General features: G+C 56.1%; 19 protein-coding genes. 12 read left to right on the top strand and 7 right to left on the bottom strand.

Annotation, left to right across the window (positions count from 1 at the left end):
- Positions 1-17: 17 nt before the first annotated feature.
- From tyrB to ELK40_RS02315, 4 genes are all read left to right on the top strand, one after another.
- Complete coding sequence (tyrB, locus tag ELK40_RS02300; protein WP_127729272.1) at positions 18-1,211, top strand: aromatic amino acid transaminase; 1,194 nt, start codon at positions 18-20, stop codon at positions 1,209-1,211.
- A gap of 258 nt (positions 1,212-1,469) precedes the next feature.
- Positions 1,470-2,183, top strand: coding sequence for an acid phosphatase AphA (gene aphA / locus ELK40_RS02305; RefSeq protein ID WP_127729274.1), 714 nt, complete (start codon positions 1,470-1,472; stop codon positions 2,181-2,183).
- Between the two features lie 113 nt (positions 2,184-2,296).
- Positions 2,297-2,713, top strand: a complete 417-nt coding sequence (locus tag ELK40_RS02310) for a secondary thiamine-phosphate synthase enzyme YjbQ (protein ID WP_127729276.1) — start codon at positions 2,297-2,299, stop codon at positions 2,711-2,713.
- A 2-nt stretch (positions 2,714-2,715) separates the two neighbouring features.
- Positions 2,716-3,069, top strand: coding sequence for an MmcQ/YjbR family DNA-binding protein (locus ELK40_RS02315; RefSeq protein ID WP_111964201.1), 354 nt, complete (start codon positions 2,716-2,718; stop codon positions 3,067-3,069).
- A gap of 3 nt (positions 3,070-3,072) precedes the next feature.
- Here the strand turns inward: ELK40_RS02315 and uvrA are convergent, their stop codons facing one another.
- Positions 3,073-5,895 carry an excinuclease ABC subunit UvrA gene (uvrA, locus tag ELK40_RS02320; RefSeq protein WP_045328845.1) on the bottom strand — a complete coding sequence of 941 codons (2,823 nt, stop codon included), beginning with the start codon at positions 5,893-5,895 and terminating at the stop codon, positions 3,073-3,075.
- Positions 5,896-6,145: 250 nt separating this feature from the next.
- Between uvrA and ssb1 the strand changes: the two genes are divergently transcribed.
- The gene (gene ssb1, locus ELK40_RS02330; RefSeq protein WP_023310055.1) at positions 6,146-6,676 is read left to right on the top strand and encodes a single-stranded DNA-binding protein SSB1; all 531 of its coding nucleotides are present in this window, start codon (positions 6,146-6,148) and stop codon (positions 6,674-6,676) included.
- Between the two features lie 61 nt (positions 6,677-6,737).
- Here ssb1 and ELK40_RS02335 read toward each other — a convergent pair whose 3' ends face one another.
- Positions 6,738-7,019 (bottom strand): YjcB family protein, encoded by a 282-nt coding sequence (locus ELK40_RS02335; RefSeq protein WP_008503385.1) that lies wholly within the window; start codon positions 7,017-7,019, stop codon positions 6,738-6,740.
- Positions 7,020-7,663: 644 nt separating this feature from the next.
- Between ELK40_RS02335 and ELK40_RS02340 the strand changes: the two genes are divergently transcribed.
- Positions 7,664-9,229 (top strand): EAL domain-containing protein, encoded by a 1,566-nt coding sequence (locus ELK40_RS02340; protein ID WP_111964200.1) that lies wholly within the window; start codon positions 7,664-7,666, stop codon positions 9,227-9,229.
- 6 nt (positions 9,230-9,235) lie between these two features.
- On the opposite strand, the gene soxS is transcribed toward ELK40_RS02340, so the two are convergent.
- Positions 9,236-9,562 carry a superoxide response transcriptional regulator SoxS gene (soxS, locus tag ELK40_RS02345; protein WP_008503387.1) on the bottom strand — a complete coding sequence of 109 codons (327 nt, stop codon included), beginning with the start codon at positions 9,560-9,562 and terminating at the stop codon, positions 9,236-9,238.
- A gap of 98 nt (positions 9,563-9,660) precedes the next feature.
- Between soxS and soxR the strand changes: the two genes are divergently transcribed.
- From soxR to ELK40_RS02365, 4 genes are all read left to right on the top strand, one after another.
- Positions 9,661-10,119, top strand: coding sequence for a redox-sensitive transcriptional activator SoxR (gene soxR / locus ELK40_RS02350; RefSeq protein WP_008503388.1), 459 nt, complete (start codon positions 9,661-9,663; stop codon positions 10,117-10,119).
- A gap of 288 nt (positions 10,120-10,407) precedes the next feature.
- A complete protein-coding gene (locus ELK40_RS02355; protein ID WP_127729278.1) occupies positions 10,408-11,079 on the top strand; it encodes a glutathione S-transferase in 672 nt (223 codons plus the stop codon).
- Positions 11,080-11,371: 292 nt separating this feature from the next.
- Positions 11,372-12,721: a guanine/hypoxanthine transporter GhxP gene (ghxP, locus tag ELK40_RS02360; RefSeq protein WP_115876909.1), complete on the top strand. Its 1,350-nt coding sequence runs from the start codon at positions 11,372-11,374 to the stop codon at positions 12,719-12,721.
- 150 nt (positions 12,722-12,871) lie between these two features.
- Positions 12,872-14,518, top strand: a complete 1,647-nt coding sequence (locus ELK40_RS02365) for a Na+/H+ antiporter (protein WP_008503391.1) — start codon at positions 12,872-12,874, stop codon at positions 14,516-14,518.
- 81 nt (positions 14,519-14,599) lie between these two features.
- On the opposite strand, the gene ELK40_RS02370 is transcribed toward ELK40_RS02365, so the two are convergent.
- Positions 14,600-15,487: a LysR family transcriptional regulator gene (locus ELK40_RS02370; protein WP_127729280.1), complete on the bottom strand. Its 888-nt coding sequence runs from the start codon at positions 15,485-15,487 to the stop codon at positions 14,600-14,602.
- A gap of 102 nt (positions 15,488-15,589) precedes the next feature.
- Between ELK40_RS02370 and ELK40_RS02375 the strand changes: the two genes are divergently transcribed.
- Positions 15,590-16,000 carry a CidA/LrgA family protein gene (locus ELK40_RS02375; RefSeq protein WP_021242769.1) on the top strand — a complete coding sequence of 137 codons (411 nt, stop codon included), beginning with the start codon at positions 15,590-15,592 and terminating at the stop codon, positions 15,998-16,000.
- On the top strand, positions 15,993-16,682 hold the full coding sequence (locus ELK40_RS02380) for an LrgB family protein (protein WP_024906731.1): 690 nt from the start codon (positions 15,993-15,995) through the stop codon (positions 16,680-16,682). The genes ELK40_RS02375 and ELK40_RS02380 overlap by 8 nt, the downstream gene beginning before the upstream one ends.
- Positions 16,683-16,714: 32 nt before the next feature.
- Here the strand turns inward: ELK40_RS02380 and actP are convergent, their stop codons facing one another.
- The 3 genes from actP to acs all read right to left on the bottom strand — a co-directional run bounded on the left by actP (position 16,715) and on the right by acs (position 20,716).
- Positions 16,715-18,364 (bottom strand): cation/acetate symporter ActP, encoded by a 1,650-nt coding sequence (gene actP / locus ELK40_RS02385; protein ID WP_021242771.1) that lies wholly within the window; start codon positions 18,362-18,364, stop codon positions 16,715-16,717.
- Complete coding sequence (locus ELK40_RS02390) at positions 18,361-18,675, bottom strand: DUF485 domain-containing protein (protein WP_008503396.1); 315 nt, start codon at positions 18,673-18,675, stop codon at positions 18,361-18,363. The genes actP and ELK40_RS02390 overlap by 4 nt, the downstream gene beginning before the upstream one ends.
- An 82-nt stretch (positions 18,676-18,757) precedes the next feature.
- The gene (acs, locus tag ELK40_RS02395) at positions 18,758-20,716 is read right to left on the bottom strand and encodes an acetate--CoA ligase (RefSeq protein WP_127729282.1); all 1,959 of its coding nucleotides are present in this window, start codon (positions 20,714-20,716) and stop codon (positions 18,758-18,760) included.
- Between the last annotated feature and the right edge of the window lie 345 nt (positions 20,717-21,061).

The following is a 21,061-nucleotide window of genomic DNA, read 5'->3' on the forward strand; positions in this document are numbered from 1 at the left end:
TTCCGGAGAACCATCGCGTGTTTCAGAAAGTTGACGCCTATGCCGGCGACCCTATCCTCTCCTTAATGGAACGTTTCAAAGAAGATCCTCGCAGCGACAAAGTGAACCTCAGCATCGGTCTGTATTACAACGAGGATGGCATTATTCCTCAATTAAAAGCCGTTGCCGAAGCCGAAGCGCGTCTGAACGCTGTTCCACACGGCGCTTCTCTTTATCTGCCAATGGAAGGGCTAAACGCTTATCGCAACACCATTGCACCGCTGCTGTTCGGCGCCGATCACGCGGTGCTCGCGCAAAAACGCGTGGCGACCATCCAGACGCTGGGCGGCTCGGGTGCGCTGAAAGTGGGTGCAGACTTCCTGAAAAAATACTTCCCGGATTCAGGCGTGTGGGTCAGTGACCCGACGTGGGAAAACCACGTTGCGATCTTCGAGGGCGCAGGCTTCAAGGTCGAGACCTATCCGTGGTTCGACAGCAAAACTAACGGCGTGCGCGTTGAAGCGCTGCTGGAAAAACTGAACACGCTGCCGGCGCGCAGTATTGTGCTGCTGCACCCATGCTGCCATAACCCGACCGGTGCAGATCTCACTAACGCCCAGTGGGATACGGTGATTGAGGTACTGAAGGCCCGTGACCTGATCCCATTCCTCGACATTGCCTACCAGGGCTTTGGCGCGGGCATGGAAGAAGATGCTTACGCCATCCGCGCCGTAGCCAGCGCCGGGCTGCCTGCTCTGGTAAGTAACTCCTTCTCTAAAATTTTCTCCCTGTACGGTGAACGCGTTGGCGGTCTGTCCGTAGTCTGTGAGGATGACGAAGCAGCCAGCCGCGTGCTCGGCCAGCTGAAAGCGACGGTACGCCGTATCTACTCCAGCCCGCCAAACTTTGGTGCGCAGGTGGTGGCGACGGTTCTCGGTGACGAGCAGCTGAAAGCGTCCTGGCTTGGCGAAGTGGAAGCGATGCGTAAGCGCATTCTGTCGATGCGTCAGGAACTGGTTAACGTCCTGAAAGAGGCGGTGCCGGGACATAACTTCGACTATCTGCTCAAGCAGCGCGGGATGTTCAGCTATACCGGACTGAGCGCGGCGCAGGTCGATCGCCTGCGCGAAGAGTTCGGCGTTTATCTCATTGCCAGCGGCCGTATGTGCGTGGCGGGTCTGAATTCCAGCAACGTTCATCGCGTGGCGCAGGCGTTTGCCGCTGTAATGTAAGTACTCACTATTCATTTCCCCCCTCTCCCTGTGGGAGAGGGTTGGGGTGAGGACATCAGGCCGTACAAGAATCTTGCCCGGTGGCGCTTCGCTTACCGGGCCTACACGTCACTTCTGCGCTTTGTGATCGTCTTCTTTTTATTCATCTTCATAAGTAAAAACTCCTTCCCTTCACCTCCCGCTGGGGTTATGGTCGGATAGTTTTTTGACCGTTCGCTCAAATTAAAACGATAACAAACTGAATATTCAGGGGAAAATATGCGCAAGATCACACTGGCGCTCAGCGCCGCCTGCTTATTGTTCTCGCTTAATAGCGCCGTCGTCGCGCGAGCTTCTGCCCCGACGCCGCTTTACACCGGTACCACTGCCGCCATGCTTGCCGAGCAGGCGCCCATTCACTGGGTTTCCGTGGCTCAAATCGAAAACAGCCTGATGGGCCGTGCGCCAATGGCCGTGGGTTTTGACATTGACGATACCGTTCTCTTCTCCAGCCCGGGCTTCTGGCGCGGAAAAAAAATGTATTCGCCCGACAGCGAAGCGTATCTGAAGAACCCGGAATTCTGGGAAAAAATGAATAACGGCTGGGACGAATTCAGCATCCCGAAAGAGGTTGCCCGGGCGCTTATTGCCATGCACGTGAAGCGCGGGGACAGCATTTACTTTGTGACCGGCCGCAGTCAGACCAAAACGGAAACCGTCTCCAAAACCCTGCAGGATGATTTTCAGATCCCGGCAGCCAGCATGAATCCGGTGATTTTTGCCGGTGACAAAGAAGGGCAAAACACCAAAACCCAGTGGCTGGAAAAGAAAAATATCAAAGTATTCTACGGCGATTCGGATAACGACATCACTGCCGCGCATGACGTGGGTGCCAGAGGGATCAGGGTATTGCGTGCCTCTAACTCGACCTATCGACCGCTGCCGATGGCCGGAAAGTTTGGCGAAGAGGTCATTGTGAACTCTGAGTATTAAACCGCAGGCGACGAGTTTGACTCTTTTTTAAGCAAATCTCGTCGCTGCGGGTTTTACCTTTCGCCTTCTTGCTGCACACTTAGAAAGATTCATCTTTCATTACGGAGCAGCACATGTGGTATCAACAGACCCTGACCTTAAGCGCTAAACCACGCGGATTTCATCTGGTGACGGACGAAGTCATCGGGCAAATCCGCGACCTGCCGCGGGTCAAAACGGGTTTGCTGCATCTGCTCCTTCAGCACACGTCTGCCTCTCTCACGCTTAATGAAAATTGCGATCCCACCGTCCGGTCAGACATGGAGCACCATTTTCTGAAGAGCATCCCGGACAACGCCCCTTACGAGCATGACTATGAGGGGGCAGACGATATGCCTTCGCATATTAAATCCTCCCTGTTGGGCGTATCGCTTATGCTGCCGGTTCACAACGGGCGGCTGCTGTTGGGAACGTGGCAGGGGATCTGGCTGGGAGAGCATCGCATTCACGGTGGTTCGCGTAAAATTATCGCCACGCTACAAGGGGAATAAAGATGACAATTTCGGAGATACTTCAGTACTGCATGAGCAAGCCCGGCGCGGAGCAGAGCGTCCATAGCGACTGGAAAGCCACGCAGGTTAAGGTGGGGGATGTGCTGTTTGCGATGGTGAAAGAGGTGGAAGGCCGTCCGGCGGCGTCGCTGAAAACCAGCCCTGAACTGGCGGATTTGCTACGTCAACAGCATGATGACGTGAGGCCGAGCAAGCACCTCAATAAGGCGCACTGGAGCACCGTCTATCTGGATGGATCGATTCCAGGCTCGCAAATTTACTACCTGGTGGACGCGTCCTATCAGCAGGCGGTTGAGCTGCTGCCGGAAACGACCCGACAGCAGCTCTCCGTGTGACAATTACAGCAACGGTTTAAGGAAGCGCGCGGTGTGCGAGGCTTCGCACTCTGCAACCGTCTCTGGCGTACCTGAGACGAGGATTTCACCGCCGCCGCTGCCGCCTTCCGGGCCGAGATCGACAATCCAGTCCGCGGTTTTAATCACGTCCAGGTTATGTTCGATGACCACGATAGTGTTGCCCTGATCGCGCAGCTGATGCAGCACGTCGAGCAGCTGCTGGATATCGGCAAAGTGCAGGCCGGTGGTCGGCTCGTCCAGAATGTAGAGCGTCTGACCGGTGCCGCGTTTTGACAGCTCGCGCGCCAGCTTCACGCGCTGCGCTTCGCCGCCGGACAGCGTAGTTGCCGACTGCCCCAGACGAATGTAGGTCAGGCCCACGTCCATCAGCGTCTGCAGCTTACGCGCCAGCGCCGGAACGGCGTCAAAGAACTCGCGCGCCTCTTCGATGGTCATGTCCAGCACTTCGTGGATGGTCTTGCCCTTGTACTTAATCTCCAGCGTTTCGCGGTTATAGCGTTTGCCTTTGCACTGGTCGCACGGCACGTAGATATCCGGCAGGAAGTGCATCTCAACCTTGATCACGCCATCGCCCTGGCACGCTTCGCAGCGGCCACCGCGTACGTTAAAGCTGAAACGTCCTGGCGTATAGCCGCGGGAGCGTGCTTCCGGCACACCGGCAAACAGTTCACGTACGGGCGTGAAGACGCCGGTATAGGTTGCCGGGTTAGAGCGCGGGGTACGGCCAATCGGGCTCTGGTCAATGTCGATAACTTTATCGAAATGCTCCAGCCCCTGGATGTCACGGTACGGCGCCGGCTCGGCCAGCGTCGCGCCGTTCAGCGCCGTCTGCGCAATCGGGAACAGCGTATCGTTGATCAGCGTTGATTTACCGGAACCGGATACGCCGGTGATACAGGTAAACAGGCCAACAGGCAGCGTCAGGGTGACGTCTTTCAGATTGTTGCCGCGCGCGCCGGTCAGCTTCAGCACTTTTTCAGGATCTGCCGCTACGCGCTGTTTTGGCACCTCAATCTTACGCTTGCCGCTCATGTACTGACCGGTCAGCGATTCGGGCACCGCCATGATGTCCTTCAGCGTCCCTTCTGCAACCACCTGTCCGCCGTGTACGCCTGCGCCCGGACCAATATCGATCACGTGATCAGCCGCGCGGATCGCATCTTCATCGTGCTCGACCACGATTACCGTGTTGCCGAGGTTGCGCAGGTGGACCAGCGTGCCGAGCAGACGCTCGTTGTCGCGCTGGTGCAAGCCGATGGACGGCTCATCCAGTACGTACATCACGCCTACCAGACCCGCGCCAATCTGGCTCGCCAGACGAATACGCTGGGCTTCACCGCCGGAGAGCGTTTCTGCCGAGCGGGATAGCGTCAGGTAGTTCAGGCCGACGTTCACCAGGAATTTCAGGCGATCGCCAATTTCTTTCAAGACTTTTTCGGCAATTTTGGCGCGCTGGCCGGACAGCTTCAGGTTATTGAAGAAGTCCATCGCGTGGCCGATGCTCATGTCTGAGATGGTCGGCAGCGCCGTGTTTTCCACAAACACGTGGCGCGCTTCGCGGCGCAGGCGCGTTCCTTCACAGGTGGCGCAGGAGCGGTTGCTGATGAACTTCGCCAGCTCCTCGCGCACCGCGCTGGATTCGGTCTCTTTGTAGCGGCGCTCCATGTTGTGCAGCACCCCTTCGAACGGGTGGCGACGCACGGAGGTATCGCCGCGATCGTTCATGTATTTGAACTCGATGTTCTCTTTACCGGAACCGAACAGGATCACTTTGTGCACGTTCGGGCTCAGGCTGGCCCACGGCGCTTCAACGTCGAACTTGTAGTGTTCTGCCAGCGATTTCAGCATCTGGAAGTAGTAGAAGTTACGCTTGTCCCAGCCGCGAATGGCGCCACCCGCCAGCGACAGTTCCGGGTTCTGGATCACGCGATCCGGATCGAAATACTGCTGCACGCCCAGGCCGTCACACGTCGGGCACGCGCCCGCCGGGTTGTTGAACGAGAACAGGCGCGGTTCCAGCTCGCGCATGCTGTAGCCGCAAATCGGGCAGGCAAAGTTGGCGGAGAAGAGCAGCTCTTCCGCTTTCGGGTCGTCCATATCGGAGACCACGGCCGTGCCGCCAGAGAGTTCCAGCGCCGTTTCAAAGGATTCCGCCAGGCGCGTGGCGAGATCGTCGCGCACCTTAAAGCGGTCAATCACCACTTCGATGGTGTGCTTCTTCTGCAGCTCCAGCTTGGGTGGATCGGACAGGTCACACACTTCGCCGTCGATACGGGCGCGGATATAGCCCTGGCTTGCCAGGTTTTCCAGCGTTTTGGTGTGTTCGCCCTTACGCTCTTTGATGATTGGCGCAAGGAGCATCAGGCGTTTGCCTTCCGGCTGCGACAGCACGTTATCGACCATCTGGCTCACGGTCTGTGCCGCCAGCGGGACGTCGTGGTCCGGGCAGCGCGGCTCGCCCACGCGGGCATACAGCAGACGCAGGTAGTCATGGATTTCGGTAATGGTACCGACCGTTGAACGCGGGTTATGCGACGTGGACTTCTGCTCAATAGAGATAGCAGGTGACAACCCTTCAATATGGTCGACATCCGGTTTTTCCATCAGCGACAGGAACTGACGCGCGTACGCCGAGAGCGATTCAACGTAACGACGCTGTCCTTCGGCATACAGAGTGTCGAAAGCCAGTGAGGATTTGCCAGACCCCGACAGCCCGGTCACGACAATCAGCTTGTCGCGAGGGATTATCAGGTTGATATTCTTGAGATTGTGGGTGCGGGCGCCCCGAACTTCGATCTTATCCATTCACCTTTCCCGGTTGGAACACGGATTGCCTGATTTGTTTGAAGGACAAACGGCTGTCAGAAACGGCTAATTATGACACAATTTGACCTGTTTGAATATACAGTATTGGAATGCATTTTCTGATTCGCTGTGTAACAATGTCGAGTTGCGGGAGAACTCTGGAACGTGCTACGCAACTATCAAAGTGCAGCATGGAAATGGTACACTCGCGCGTTTACACTATTAAGAAACGTATTCAGGAGACACGAACATGGCCAGCAGAGGCGTAAACAAGGTGATTCTCGTCGGTAATCTGGGCCAGGACCCGGAAGTACGCTACATGCCGAGTGGTGGCGCAGTTGCCAACATTACGCTGGCTACTTCCGAATCCTGGCGTGATAAAGCGACCGGTGAGATGAAAGAGCAGACCGAATGGCACCGCGTTGTGCTGTTTGGCAAACTGGCCGAAGTGGCCGGAGAATATCTGCGTAAAGGTTCTCAGGTCTATATCGAAGGCCAGCTGCGTACCCGCAAATGGACCGATCAGTCCGGTGCTGAGAAGTACACGACTGAAGTAGTGGTCAACGTGGGCGGCACCATGCAGATGCTGGGTGGCCGTCAGGGCGGTGGCGCACCTGCAGGTGGCGGTCAGAGCCAGCAGCAGGGCGGTTGGGGTCAGCCTCAGCAGCCGCAGGGTGGCAACCAGTTCAGCGGCGGAGCACAGTCTCGTCCGCAGCAGCAGTCTGCTCCGGCGCCGTCTAACGAACCGCCAATGGATTTCGACGACGACATTCCGTTCTGATTTCCGCGTGCTAAAACAAAAAACCCAGACCATCGTCTGGGTTTTTTTATTCCGTAAGGGATCAGGTAATCACCATCGGCCAGTCTGGCGGCGTGTGGCTCATCGCCTCAACCATCACCACTTTAATGTTTTCCCAGACGGCAGCGATATCCAGCAGGGTGATACCAAGCAGACCCGTTGCAAACCAGCAGGCAGCGCCCAGCCCCAGCAGGGTGCTGATGACAGCAAGACCCGCATAGTCAGATTTACGAAACTGAATGTTCAGCGTGCTGGCTAAAAACATCAGTACCGCACTCAACAAAGGCCAGCGCAGGAGAACCATGCTGGTAGTAATGGTTGCCATAAAACCCATCCTCTACAAATCAGACGAACTGCATGAAACAGTGTTTCTCGTTACAAAATATGTGTGAACTATATCACAATTGATGATTTATTCGCCAGTGCCTGTGCGATCAAAAAAGAGGATTTTATTCCCCAGGAAAAGCGATTCTGTAGGCAGGACCAGCCTCGGCGCATGAGGAGATGAACCCACAACGTGCCGGAAACGCCCGTCGGGCAAGTGGGGATACCGCAAATTCGGTGTTTATAACAGGGGCGTTATTCTCCGCCATTACTGAAAATAGTGTGGTAAAGACCGATTATTTATAAATCAACAAACACAGTACCTGGAGCAAATAGCATAAAACGTCATGACGATGTTGTACTTTTTTCATGCTGTTAGACGTTTGGCTTAATCAACGATCGTCTGTTGTGTTATCTTTCCGTCGGCCCCGGCGGGCTGGATAATTATTTCCCTTAATTGAAACGGAACGAATACTTACAGTTTAACTTACGGGAAAATATTATCGTCATAACGAAATTTAAGATTTTTAATACTAAAAGTCAGTTGCTAACTTTGCATGATTCATGCAACGTAATCACCTGTTTAACAAAGCATCCGGCCTTCATTACTACAGGCGTACAACATGCAGGGATATAGGGCGGGAAATGAATCGTAGCGCGCGGCGCAAAATGCTCAGGGTGGTAGGGATCATCATGGTAGTTATGCTGCCGGTGATGCTTGCCCTATGGTTTGCCCAGCTACGCGCCGTGTCTGAAACAAGCGCACAGCTACGCACATTTGCTGAACTGGCTTTAGACAAAACAGAGCTGGTTATTCAACAGGTTGAGCTGGCCCGGGACGAGGCTGAAAAATATCAGGGTGAGCTTTGCACGCCGGGACACCGTCAATATATGCTGAACGTTGTTCGTGGCCGCCTGTTTGTCGCCGATTTAATTTACGCTGAAGGTCAGAATTTTCTTTGTTCGACCGTTTTTACACCGGATCATCCCTACGCCATTCCTGTCGCTAATTACACGCGTAAACCTGACGTCGCTATCTATTATTATCGCGATACCCCATTTTATACTGGCTATAAAATGACATATATGCAGCGCGGAAATTATGTGGTGGTCGTCAATCCGCTTTCATACAGCGAAGTCATGTCAGCGGATCATTCTCTCTCGTGGGGTGTGTACGACACGGTAACCAATGCTTTCTTTTCGGTTAGCCAGAAAGCCAATGTTTCTTTATTAAATTCGATGATTCGAGATAAGGAATCGGTATTTCAAAAAGATAACCGCTTTTATACGATCGTAACGTCCCCCAAAAGACCTATTGCGGCCATTGTGTCGACATCGAATAAACGCTTTTATGAAACGCTTTATCACCAAGCGACGTTGACGCTACCGCTGGGCATGATCTGCAGCATTATTATTTTGCTGGTATGGTCCCGTACCCATCGTGAGCTTAATTCGCCGGGGCGCTTACTGCACCGGGCGCTGAACAAGCGACAGCTTTGCGTCCACTATCAGCCGATTATTGATATCAAGAACAACCAGTGTGTGGGTGCGGAAGCGTTGTTACGCTGGCCGGGTTTTAACGGGCAGGTGATGAGCCCGGCTGAGTTTATTCCGCTGGCGGAAAATGAGGGAATGAGCGAGCGGATTACGGACTATGTCGTTGAGGAGGTGTTCAACGATCTGGGCCATTTCCTGGCGGAGCATCCGCATCTCTATATTTCGATTAACCTGTCGGCTACGGATTTCCACTCCTCGCGGCTGATCGCCATGATTTCCGACAAGGCTCGCCACTACGCCGTCCGCGCGCAGCAAATCAAAATTGAAGTGACGGAACGTGGTTTTATCGATGTGCCAAAAACCACGCCGGTGATTCAGGCTTTCCGTCAGGCGGGTTATGAAGTCGCGATCGATGACTTCGGTACCGGCTACTCGAACCTGCACAACCTCTACTCGCTGAACGTGGATATCCTGAAGATCGATAAATCGTTTATCGATACCTTAACGACCAACAGTACCAGCCACCTGATCGCCGAGCATATTATCGAGATGGCGCAGAGCCTGCGCCTGAAAACCATTGCGGAAGGGGTAGAGACGGCAGAGCAGGTGAGCTGGCTGTTGAAGCGCGGCGTCCAGTTTTGTCAGGGATGGCACTTCGCGAAAGCGATGCCGCCCCAGGAATTTATGACCTGGCAGCAGCAGCCTTTGCACTGAGAGTGATTAATTCAACTGGTGGCGATAGTCGCTCGGCGTACGGTCAAACTCGCGGCGAAACACGCGGGAAAAGGTTTGTTGCGACACATAGCCAAGGTCCATCGCGATATCAAAAATGGGCCGCTGCGTTGAGCGTAGCGCCTGCGCTGCCAGCAGAAGTCTGCGCTGGCGAATGTACTCACCCAGCGTCTGATGCATGACCGTGCGGAACATTCTCTGTAAATACCATTTCGAATAGCCCGACTTTTTCGCGACCACATCAATGTTCAACGGTTGGTCGATATGGTCATCAATCCATTCAATAAGCGTCTGAATAATCTGCTGATGCGACATAAGGTTGCCCCTCTGTAGATACAACTATCTCGGTTAATTCGTCGTTTTCTCTGCGGGGGAGTATAATTCCTCAAGTTAACTTGAGGTAAAGAGGTTTTATGGAAAAGAGATTGCCGCGAATTAAAGCGCTTTTAACTCCCGGTGAAGTGGCGAAGCGAAGCGGCGTTGCGGTATCGGCGCTCCACTTCTATGAAAGCAAAGGGTTAATCAAGAGCATCCGTAACGGGGGTAACCAGCGTCGCTATACTCGCGACGTGCTCCGCTACGTGGCGATAATCAAAATTGCGCAACGAATCGGAATTCCCCTGGCCACGATCGGTGAGGCCTTTGGGGTACTGCCGGAAGGGCACACGCTGAGTCCGAAAGAATGGAAAGAGCTGTCGTCCCAGTGGCGTGAAGAACTGGACCGGCGTATTCACACGCTGGTCGCTCTGCGTGACGAGCTGGATGGCTGCATTGGCTGCGGCTGCCTGTCGCGCAGCGACTGCCCGCTGCGTAACCCCGGCGACAAACTGGGCGAGCAGGGGACGGGGGCGCGGCTGCTGGAAGAGGATTGAGATTGCGCGGCAAAAAGCACATAAAGAACTAAAGCGCCACATAAGGGCGCTTTAGTTTTTCCCGGTCTTTGTCTTTCACTCTATCCCGCTGGTTCACGGGAGGGTTTCCCCCGACGTCAGCACCCCTCAGTGTCGAGCTGGTTGGGGAGGTTCCGGATTGTGCTGACACTTTAATTCTATGCAAGACCCGTTTTTTCGCCAGCGTCGCTGACCGGTTTTTAGCCGAATTTTTTTCGCGGTGTTGTTCAATTTTCTATAGTTAAAAAGTATGAATAACAGGAGAAAGCCATGCTCACGGTACACCACCTTAACCAGTCGCGCTCGCACCGCGCGATCTGGGCGCTGGAAGAACTCGGCCTGCCTTATGAGATCGTTCACTATCAGCGCCAAAAAAACATGCTGGCGCCGGAGGCTCTCAAAAAGGTACATCCGTTGGGTAAATCACCGGTTATCGAAGATAACGGGCTGATCCTTGCGGAGTCTGGCGCCATTCTGGAGTACCTGCAGGAAACTTACGATCCCGAGTCGCGGCTTAAGCCTTTAGATCCGGCGCATAAGGTGCAGTACCGCTTCTGGCTGCACTATGCGGAAGGATCGCTGATGCCGCTGTTGTTAATGAAGCTGGTCTTCAGCAGCCTCGGCAAACCGCCGGTGCCGTTTGGTATCAGAACCCTGGGGAAAGCGCTGGGGCAGGGGGTGCAGAAAGCGTACCTCAACCGCCAGCTGGAAACCCATGCGCGCTTTATTGAATCACATCTGGCTAAAAACAGCTGGTTTGGCGGGGATACGCTCAGCATGGCCGACATCCAGATGAGCTTTCCGATTTTTGCCCTGCTGGCGCGCGGCGGTATTAACAACCTGCCGCATATTCAGGCATGGAAAAGTAAGGTTGAGAACAGCCCTGGCTGGCAAAGAACTCTGGAGCAAGGGGGGCCGTTATCCATCCCGGGTGAGGATTAAATGTAAACAAATTGCGCATTGACGATAACGTTTGCGCATCCTCTGTTTATTTCTTCAGCGTCATAAGTGAATTTTAGCGAAAAACGATAAAGTTCAGTTGAAAAGGGCGGGGATTAGGCTAGATAATCGTTTGCCTTAATTTGACCACCCGTTTGTAAGCGCGGAGCTAAACGTTTGCTTTTTTGTGACGCCCTTTCGTCGCAAACGCAACACAAGGATTTGACGTTTAGCTGGCAGTGGCGTCTCCACCTCGCTTACGGACTTCCTAAAAAACTCTCAGGGGATGTTTTCTATGTCTACGCCATCTGCGCGTACTGGCGGTTCACTTGACGCCATGTTTAAAATTTCGGCCCGCGGCAGCACCGTGCGTCAGGAAATCGTTGCTGGTTTGACAACGTTTCTGGCGATGGTTTATTCCGTCATCGTTGTGCCGGGCATGCTGGGCAAAGCGGGCTTCCCGCCAGCGGCTGTCTTTGTAGCGACCTGCCTTGTGGCCGGCGTGGGCTCTATCGTGATGGGCCTGTGGGCGAACCTGCCGCTGGCGATTGGTTGCGCCATCTCCCTGACCGCGTTTACCGCGTTCAGCCTGGTGCTGGGTCAGCACATCAGCGTACCGGTTGCGCTGGGCGCCGTGTTCCTGATGGGTGTGCTGTTTACCATTATTTCAGCGACCGGCATCCGTAGCTGGATCTTGCGCAACCTGCCGCAGGGCGTGGCGCACGGTACCGGCATCGGCATCGGCCTGTTCCTGCTGCTGATCGCCGCCAACGGCGTCGGTCTGGTCATCAAGAACCCGCTGGACGGCCTGCCGGTGGCGCTCGGCCATTTCGCCAGCTTCCCGGTGATCATGTCGCTGATCGGCCTGGCGGTGATTATCGGTCTGGAAAAACTGAAAGTCCCGGGCGGCATCCTGCTGACCATTATCGGCGTGTCGATTGTGGGCCTGATTTTCGATCCGAACGTCCACTTCTCCGGCATTTTCGCCATGCCGTCGCTGAGCGATGACAAAGGCAACTCCCTGATTGGCAGCCTGGATATCGTTGGCGCGCTGAACCCGGTGATCCTCCCAAGCGTGCTGGCGCTGGTGATGACCGCCGTGTTTGACGCGACCGGTACCATTCGTGCGGTGGCCGGTCAGGCGAACCTGCTGGATAAAGACGGTCAGATTATTGACGGCGGCAAAGCGCTGACCACTGACTCCCTGAGCAGCGTCTTCTCTGGTCTGGTGGGTGCGGCGCCTGCGGCGGTGTACATCGAGTCCGCGGCGGGTACGGCGGCAGGCGGTAAAACCGGCCTGACGGCGATCACCGTCGGCGTGCTGTTCATGCTGATCCTGTTCCTCTCTCCGCTCTCGTACCTGGTTCCGGCGTACGCGACCGCGCCAGCGCTGATGTACGTTGGCCTGCTGATGCTGAGCAACGTGGCGAAAATCGACTTTGCGGATTTTGTGGACGCGATGTCTGGCCTGATTACCGCGGTCTTCATCGTACTGACCTGTAACATCGTGACCGGCATTATGATCGGCTTCGCGTCGCTGGTGATCGGTCGTCTGGTTTCCGGTGAATGGCGCAAGCTGAACGTTGGCACCGTTGTTATCGCCGTTGCGCTGGTGGCGTTCTACGCGGGCGGCTGGGCAATCTAAGTTGTCCTTTGATGCGAAAACGGGTGGCTCAGGCCGCCCGTTTTTATTTTCAGGACTCATCCTGTTGCCTTTTGCGTTACTCTGGGGAAGATAGAATAAAAGGCACGACGCCTTCCGGAGTACATAAGCAACACAGCAAACAGGGAACGCATGGAAATCTTCTTCACAATACTCATCATGACCCTTGTGGTCTCGCTATCCGGGGTGGTTACACGCGTACTGCCCTTTCAGGTCCCCCTGCCATTAATGCAAATTGCCATAGGCGCGCTGCTGGCGTGGCCGACGTTTGGCCTGCACGTGGAATTTGACCCCGAACTGTTCCTCGTGCTGTTTATTCCGCCACTGCTGTTTGCCGATGGCTGGAAAACGCCCACGCGCGAATTCCTTGAGCACGGGCGAGAGATCTTCGGCCTGGCGCTTGCGCTGGTGGTGGTCACCGTCGTCGGGATTGGTTTCCTGATCTACTGGACGGTGCCGGGCATTCCGTTAATACCGGCTTTTGCGCTGGCCGCCGTGCTGTCGCCAACCGATGCCGTGGCGCTGTCCGGCATTGTGGGTGAAGGCCGTATTCCGAAGAAAATCATGGGGATTTTACAGGGTGAGGCGCTGATGAACGACGCCTCCGGCCTGGTCGCCCTGAAGTTTGCCGTGGCCGTAGCGATGGGTACGATGGTCTTTACCGTCGGCGGCGCAACGCTGGAATTCTTCAAGGTGGCGATTGGCGGTATTCTCGCAGGCTTCGTGGTGAGCTGGCTGTACGGCCGCTCGCTGCGCTTCCTCAGCCGCTGGGGCGGCGATGAACCCGCTACGCAGATCGTACTGCTGTTCCTGCTGCCGTTTGCCTCTTATCTGATTGCCGAACATATCGGCGTGTCGGGCATTCTGGCAGCGGTTGCGGCAGGGATGACCATTACCCGTTCCGGCGTAATGCGCCGCGCGCCGCTGGCCATGCGCCTGCGTGCAAACAGCACCTGGGCCATGCTGGAATTTGTCTTTAACGGCATGGTGTTCCTGCTCCTGGGCCTGCAGCTGCCTGGCATTATGGAGTCCTCGCTGGTGGCGGCGGAGGCTGACCCGAACGTTGAGGTCTGGATGCTGTTTACCGACATCGTGCTGATCTACCTGGCGCTGATGCTGGTTCGTTTCGGCTGGCTGTGGACGATGAAAAACTTCAGCGTCCGCTTCCTGAAGAAAAAACCGATGGAGTTCGGCTCGTGGACAACGCGTGAACTGCTGATTGCCTCTTTTGCGGGCGTACGCGGGGCGATCACCCTTGCCGGTGTGCTCTCCATTCCGCTGCTGCTGCCGACAGGCGATGTCTTCCCGGCACGCTACGAGCTGGTCTTCCTGGCGGCGGGCGTGATTCTCTTCTCACTGTTTGTCGGCGTGATTATGCTGCCGATCCTGCTGCAGCATATTGATGTTGGCGATTCGACCCAGCAGCACAAGGAAGAGCGCATTGCGCGTGCCGCCACTGCCGAAGTGGCCATTGTCGCCATCCAGAAAATGGAAGAGCGTCTGGCCGCAGATGCGGAGGAGAACATCGACAATCAGCTGCTGACGGAAGTGAGTTCCCGGGTGATTGGTAACCTTCGTCGCCGCGCGGACGGACGTAACGATGTGGAAAGCTCGCTGCAGGAGGAGAACCTGGAGCGTCGGTTCCGTCTGGCCGCGCTGCGCTCAGAGCGCGCCGAACTGTATCACCTGCGCGCCACGCGCCAGATCAGCAACGAGACGCTGCAAAAGCTGCTGCACGATCTGGACCTGCTGGAAGCGCTGTTGATAGAGAATCAGTAGCGCGCTTTTGCCCGGTGGCGCTGCGCTTACCGGGCCTACGTTAGAACCGTAGGCCGGGTAAGGCGAAGCCGCCACCCGGCACTATTCAGACCGCACCCAAAACCCCTCACAACACTGCAGCCACGCCTGCGCGCTCTGCGACAAATAGACCCCTTCACGCCAGATCATCCCCAGTTGCCAGTGCAGGTCGCTCTCCAGCGGGATCCAGCGCAGCGTGTTTTTATCCAGACGCTCGCAAATCGGCTGCGGCAGAATGGCAATCCCCACACCTGCCTGCACCATCGCCGCCAGGAAATCCCACTGTCCGCTGCGCACCGCAATGCGCGGCTTGACGTTATGTTGGTTAAACAGCGTCATCAGCTGGCGGCTGAGAGCGAAGTCTTCGTTGTAGATCAGCAGAGGATGCTCGCCGAGCAGTTCAGGCTTCACCGAGTTTAACTTCAGCCAGTCGCCGGAGCGGGGAACCAGCACGCACAGCGGGTGGCTAAAGAGCGGAAGCGTCGCCAGGCCGCTCTCTTCCTCAACGGGGAGGGCGGTCATTGCCACGTCGAGCTCTCCGTTAGTGACGGCCTGCTGGACGGTTAACCCGCCGAACTCCGAGATCTTCAGCTCTACGCCGGAATAGCGCTGGCGAAACAGGCTAATCGGCCCGGCCATCATCATCCCCACCATCGGTGGAATGCCGAGGCGAAGCACTCCTTTGGTCAGATGATTAATATCGTCCAGCTCTGCTTTCAGCTGGCGGAACTCCGCCAGAATCGCCAGCCCACGCTCGAACACCACGCGTCCGGTGTCGGTCAGCAGCAGCTTGCGCCCGTCGCGGATCAGCAGGGTACAGTTCAGTTCATCTTCGAGGTTTTTCAGCATCTTGCTGATGGTGGGCTGGGTAACAAACAACTTCTCCGCTGCGCGGGTAAAACTTTGCTGACGAACCACTTCGACAAAATAGCGCAGCGTTCTTATGTCCATGATTATTCCTCGAAACTATACCTTTGATGATTTTAATTCATTTCAGTCCACACCGTGCGCTCACTATACTGGCGCCTCGTCTCATTTTTGAGGAAAACCCCCATGGCCGTGGCGTTAAGCCGTGTTACGCCTGCCGTTGTACAACGACTCCAGGTCCCGGTTCAGGTACTGCTCTACGCGGGACTGTTTGTTTTCGCCGAATATCTTGTCGGCTGGCTCCACCTGCCGCTGCCTGCCAACCTGGTGGGGATGCTGCTGATGCTGACGCTCATCCTCTGTCGCGTGATCCCCCTTAACTGGGTGCGCGCCGGGGCGCGCTGGCTGCTGGCGGAGATGCTGCTGTTCTTTGTCCCTGCCGTGGTGGCGGTGGTGAACTATGCGCAGCTGCTGATGGTGGACGGCTGGCGAATCTTTGCGGTCATCGCGCTGAGTACGCTGATGGTGCTGGGGGCGACCGCCTGGGTTGTGGATAAAGTCTACCGGTTTGAAATCAGCAGGCACAAACATGACTAACTTTCAGATAAGCGTCCTGTGCCTGATTGCGACGCTCGGGATCTACTTTGCCAACAAGCGGCTGTATCGCCGTTTTCATGCCCTGCCGCTGATGCCGCTCGTCTTCACGCCGATCCTGCTGGTGCTGATGCTGGTCTTCGGCCATATCTCCTGGCAAAACTATATTGGTGAATCCCACTGGCTGCTGTGGCTGCTCGGCCCGGCGACCATCGCCTTTGCCGTGCCCGTTTACGACAACCTGGCGATTATCAAACGCCACTGGATGTCGCTCAGCGCAGGCGTGATTACCGCCACGGTGGTCGCGGTCTGTAGCTCCGTCTGGCTGGCGCGGCTGTTTACGCTGCCCGACGAAATTCAGCGCAGCCTGGCCGTGCGCTCGGTGACCACGCCGTTCGCGCTGGCGGCGGCTAAACCCCTCGGCGGACAGCCGGACCTGGTGGCGCTGTTTGTGGTGGTGACGGGCGTCTTTGGGATGGCGGTGGGCGATATGCTGTTTCTGCGGCTTTCTATTCGGGAAGGGATGGCCAAAGGCGCGGGGTTTGGCGCGGCGTCGCACGGCGCGGGCACGGCACGTTCCTATGAGCTGGGCCAGCAGGAGGGCGTTGTCGCGAGCCTGGTCATGATGCTGTCGGGCGTGGTGATGGTGCTGGTTGCGCCGCTGGTGGCGTGGGTGATGTTTTAAGCTCCCCGGCCAGAATGACCGGGGAGAAAGGCTTAGTGCGCGCGGCCCTGCTCAACGCCGAGACCGGTTTGTGAACGGATAAACTGGGCGCGGAATTTCTCACGCTCCAGGTTACCCTCCGGCGAATTGTCGGTTGCCGAGAAGACCCAGATACCGATAAACGCCACGGCAATAGAGAACAGCGCCGGGTATTCATACGGGAAGATGGCGCTTGCGTGACCGAGGATCTGCACCCAAATGGTTGGTCCCAGAATCATCAGGATCACCGCCGTCAGCAGCCCCAGCCAGCCGCCAATCATCGCCCCACGGGTGGTCAGTTTCGACCAGTACATGGAAAGCAGAATGATTGGGAAGTTACAGCTTGCCGCAATCGAGAAGGCCAGCCCCACCATAAAGGCGATGTTTTGCTTCTCGAACAGAATGCCCAACAGAATCGCCACGACGCCCAGCACCAGCACGGTGATTTTCGAGACCTTCAGCTCATCGCGCTCGCTCGCGCCTTTGCGGAAGACGTTGGCGTAGAGGTCGTGCGACACCGCAGACGCCCCGGCCAGCGTTAAACCCGCAACCACCGCAAGAATGGTGGCGAAGGCTACGGCAGAGATAAAGCCGAGGAACAGGTTACCGCCCACGGCGTCCGCCAGATGCACCGCCGCCATGTTGTTACCGCCAATCAGCGCGCCCGCCGCGTCTTTAAACGCCGGGTTCGCCCCCACCAGCATGATCGCGCCAAAGCCGATGATGAAGGTCAGAATATAGAAGTAACCCATGAAGCCGGTCGCGTAGAAGACGCTCTTGCGCGCTTCACGCGCATCGCTCACGGTGAAGAAGCGCATCAGGATATGCGGCAGACCCGCCGTGCCAAACATCAGGCCCAGACCGAGCGACAGGGCCGATATCGGGTCTTTCACCAGCCCGCCCGGGCTCATGATGGCTTCCCCTTTCGGGTGGACCGCCATGGCTTCGGTAAACAGGTTATTGAAGCTGAACCCAACGTGCTTCATCACCATAAAGGCCATAAAGCTGGCGCCGAACAGCAGCAATACCGCTTTGATGATCTGCACCCAGGTGGTGGCGAGCATGCCGCCGAACAGAACGTACATCACCATCAGCACGCCCACCAGCACTACCGCGATGTGGTAGTTCAGGCCGAACAGCAGTTCGATCAATTTACCCGCGCCGACCATCTGCGCAATCAGGTACAGCGCCACCACCACCAGCGAGCCGCAGGCGGAGAGGGTGCGAATCGGCCCCTGCTTCAGGCGATACGAGGCCACGTCGGCGAAGGTATAGCGGCCCAGATTGCGCAGGCGCTCGGCAATCAGGAACAGAATGATCGGCCAGCCGACGAGGAAGCCGAGAGAGTAGATCAGGCCATCATAGCCGGAGGTGTACACCAGCGCGGAGATCCCGAGGAACGAGGCGGCGGACATAAAGTCACCCGCAATCGCCAGCCCGTTCTGGAAGCCGGTAATGTTGCCGCCTGCGGTGTAGTAATCGTTACGGGAGCGCACGCGTTTCGACGCCCAGTAAGTGATATACAGCGTCAGCACCACGAAAATCAGGAACATCACAATCGCCTGCCAGTTGGTTGGCTGGCGCTGTACCTCGCCGGTAATCGCATCTGCCGCGTGGGCGGCAAAGGGAAGCGTGGCGGCGAGCGCCGTCAGAATTCTCTTCATGATGCTTTTACCTCTTGCAGTACCGCTTTATTAAGGCGATCGAATTCACCGTTCGCGCGCCAGACGTAGACGCCGGTTAGCACAAATGAAATCACGATCACGCCAATGCCAATGGGGATACCGCGCGTCACGCTGGTACCCTCGTGTAACGGGGTGCCCAGCCAGTGCGGCGCAAAGGCAATCAGCAGAATAAAGCCGACATAGATAATCAGCATGATGATGGAAAGGGTGAAGGCAAACCGTTGCCGCTTATCGACGAGCTCCCTGTAGTGCGCACTATTCTCTATCTGCTGACAAATATGGTCATTCATCACAGAGTCTCCAAAGGTAAGGTTGGTTTGTTTTTATCCCCTCTCCCCTATGGGGAGAGGGTGAGGGGAGAGGGAGAAAACACTAGGAAGGCATTGCGATGGCCTGCTTCTCTTCGAGCAGTTTTTCCACCACGCCAGGATCCGCGAGCGTTGAGGTATCACCGAGGTTGCTGGTGTCCCCTGCCGCGATTTTGCGCAAGATACGACGCATAATTTTGCCGGAGCGGGTTTTCGGCAGAGAGTCGGTCCAGTGCAACACGTCCGGCGTGGCCAGCGGGCCAATCTCTTTACGCACCCAGTTGCGCACTTCGGTGTACAGCTCTGGCGACGGCTCTTCCCCGTGGTTCAGGGTGACGTACGCGTAAATCGCCTGGCCTTTAATGTTGTGCGGAATGCCCACAACAGCCGCTTCGGCAATCTTCGGATGCGACACCAGCGCCGATTCAATCTCCGCGGTGCCCAGACGGTGGCCGGAGACGTTCAGCACGTCGTCCACGCGTCCGGTAATCCAGTAATATCCATCTTCATCACGGCGCGCGCCGTCGCCGCTGAAGTACATGTTTTTAAAGGTCGAGAAGTAGGTCTGCTCGAAGCGATCGTGATCGCCAAACAGGGTACGCGCCTGACCCGGCCACGAGTCCGTGATCACCAGATTGCCTTCGGTGGCGCCTTCCTGCGGGTTACCTTCGTTATCCACCAGCGCAGGCTGCACGCCGAAGAACGGACGGGTTGCCGAGCCTGCTTTCAGCTGCGTGGCGCCCGGCATTGGGGTGATCATAAAGCCGCCGGTTTCGGTCTGCCACCAGGTGTCCATGACCGGGCATTTCTCGTTGCCGATTTTCTTCCAGTACCACTCCCAGGCTTCCGGGTTGATGGGCTCACCCACGGAACCGAGGATGCGCAATGAAGAGCGGTCAGTGCCTTCGATGGCTTTATCGCCTTCCGCCATTAATGCGCGGATCGCCGTTGGCGCGGTGTAGAGAATATTGACCTGATGCTTGTCGACCACCTGACACATCCGCGCCGGAGTCGGCCAGTTCGGTACGCCCTCAAACATCAGCGTCGTTGCGCCACAGGCCAGCGGGCCGTACAGCAGGTAGCTGTGTCCGGTAACCCAGCCCACGTCGGCTGTACACCAGTAGATGTCGCCCGGATGGTAATCAAAGACGTATTTGAAGGTGGTGGCCGCGTAGACCAGATAGCCGCCGGTGGTGTGCAGCACGCCTTTCGGCTTACCGGTCGAGCCGGAGGTGTAAAGAATGAAGAGCGGATCTTCTGCGTTCATCTCTTCCGGCTGATGCTGGTCGCTCGCCTTTTCAATCAGGTCGCTCCACCACAGGTCACGCCCCTCGTTCCAGTCGATTTTGCCGCCGGTACGCTTAAGGACGATAACGTTGCTGACCGTTTTGACGTTCGGGTTTTTCAGCGCTTCGTCGACGTTTTTCTTCAGGGGGATTCCGCGTCCGGCGCGCACGCCTTCATCGGCGGTGATCACCAGTTTTGAACTGGAATCGACAATACGGCCCGCAACCGCTTCTGGTGAGAAACCGCCAAAGATAACGGAGTGGATCGCACCAATACGCGCGCAGGCCAGCATGGCTACCGCCGCTTCCGGCACCATCGGCATATAGATAGCGACCACATCGCCTTTTTTAATGCCTTTTTCCAGCAGGACGTTGGCGAAGCGGCACACGTCGCGGTGCAGTTCTTTATAGGTAATGTGTTTGCTCTGGGAGGCATCATCGCCTTCCCAGATAATCGCCGTCTCGTTTCCGTGCTCGGCAAGGTGACGATCAAGGCAGTTCGCCGCCAGGTTCAGGGTGCCATCTTCATACCATTTAATGGAGACATTGCCGGGCGCAAAGGAGGTGTTCTTCACCTTCTGATAAGGTTTGATCCAGTCAAGGATATGACCCTGCTCACCCCAGAAGGTGTCCGGGGCGGTGATAGATTGCTGATATTTCTCGTGGTACTGCTCCGGGGTGATCAGGCAACGGTCCGCAATATTTGCGGGAATGTCATGTTTGTGTATTTGGCTCATGGCTTTTTTTCTCCTTGTAAGATGTTAATAATATGTCGCAAAAACGTTAATTGTAGGGGCTTTACAAGCTTTGTTTATTATTTGGGCTGCAGATCACGCATTGTTTGAAGAGTATGAAAATTGAGCGAATGAATCTTTGAAGGAAAATAATTTATGCTGACGATTATTCACATTTATGTTTAAAAAAGCGTTTTTATAACAAAAGGTTATTTATCAGAATTAGAACAAACTGCCGTCATCGTCGCTTTTGTGAGTGAAACGCGTCGTTCTTTAAGGCTTGCGCAACAGGTCGCGCAAATGATACTCATACGCCGCGTTAAAAAATCCCATAAACCAACGCAACAC

Origin of the sequence: Enterobacter sp. N18-03635, assembly GCF_004006055.1 — a bacterium.
GTDB classification, from domain to species: domain Bacteria; phylum Pseudomonadota; class Gammaproteobacteria; order Enterobacterales; family Enterobacteriaceae; genus Enterobacter; species Enterobacter vonholyi.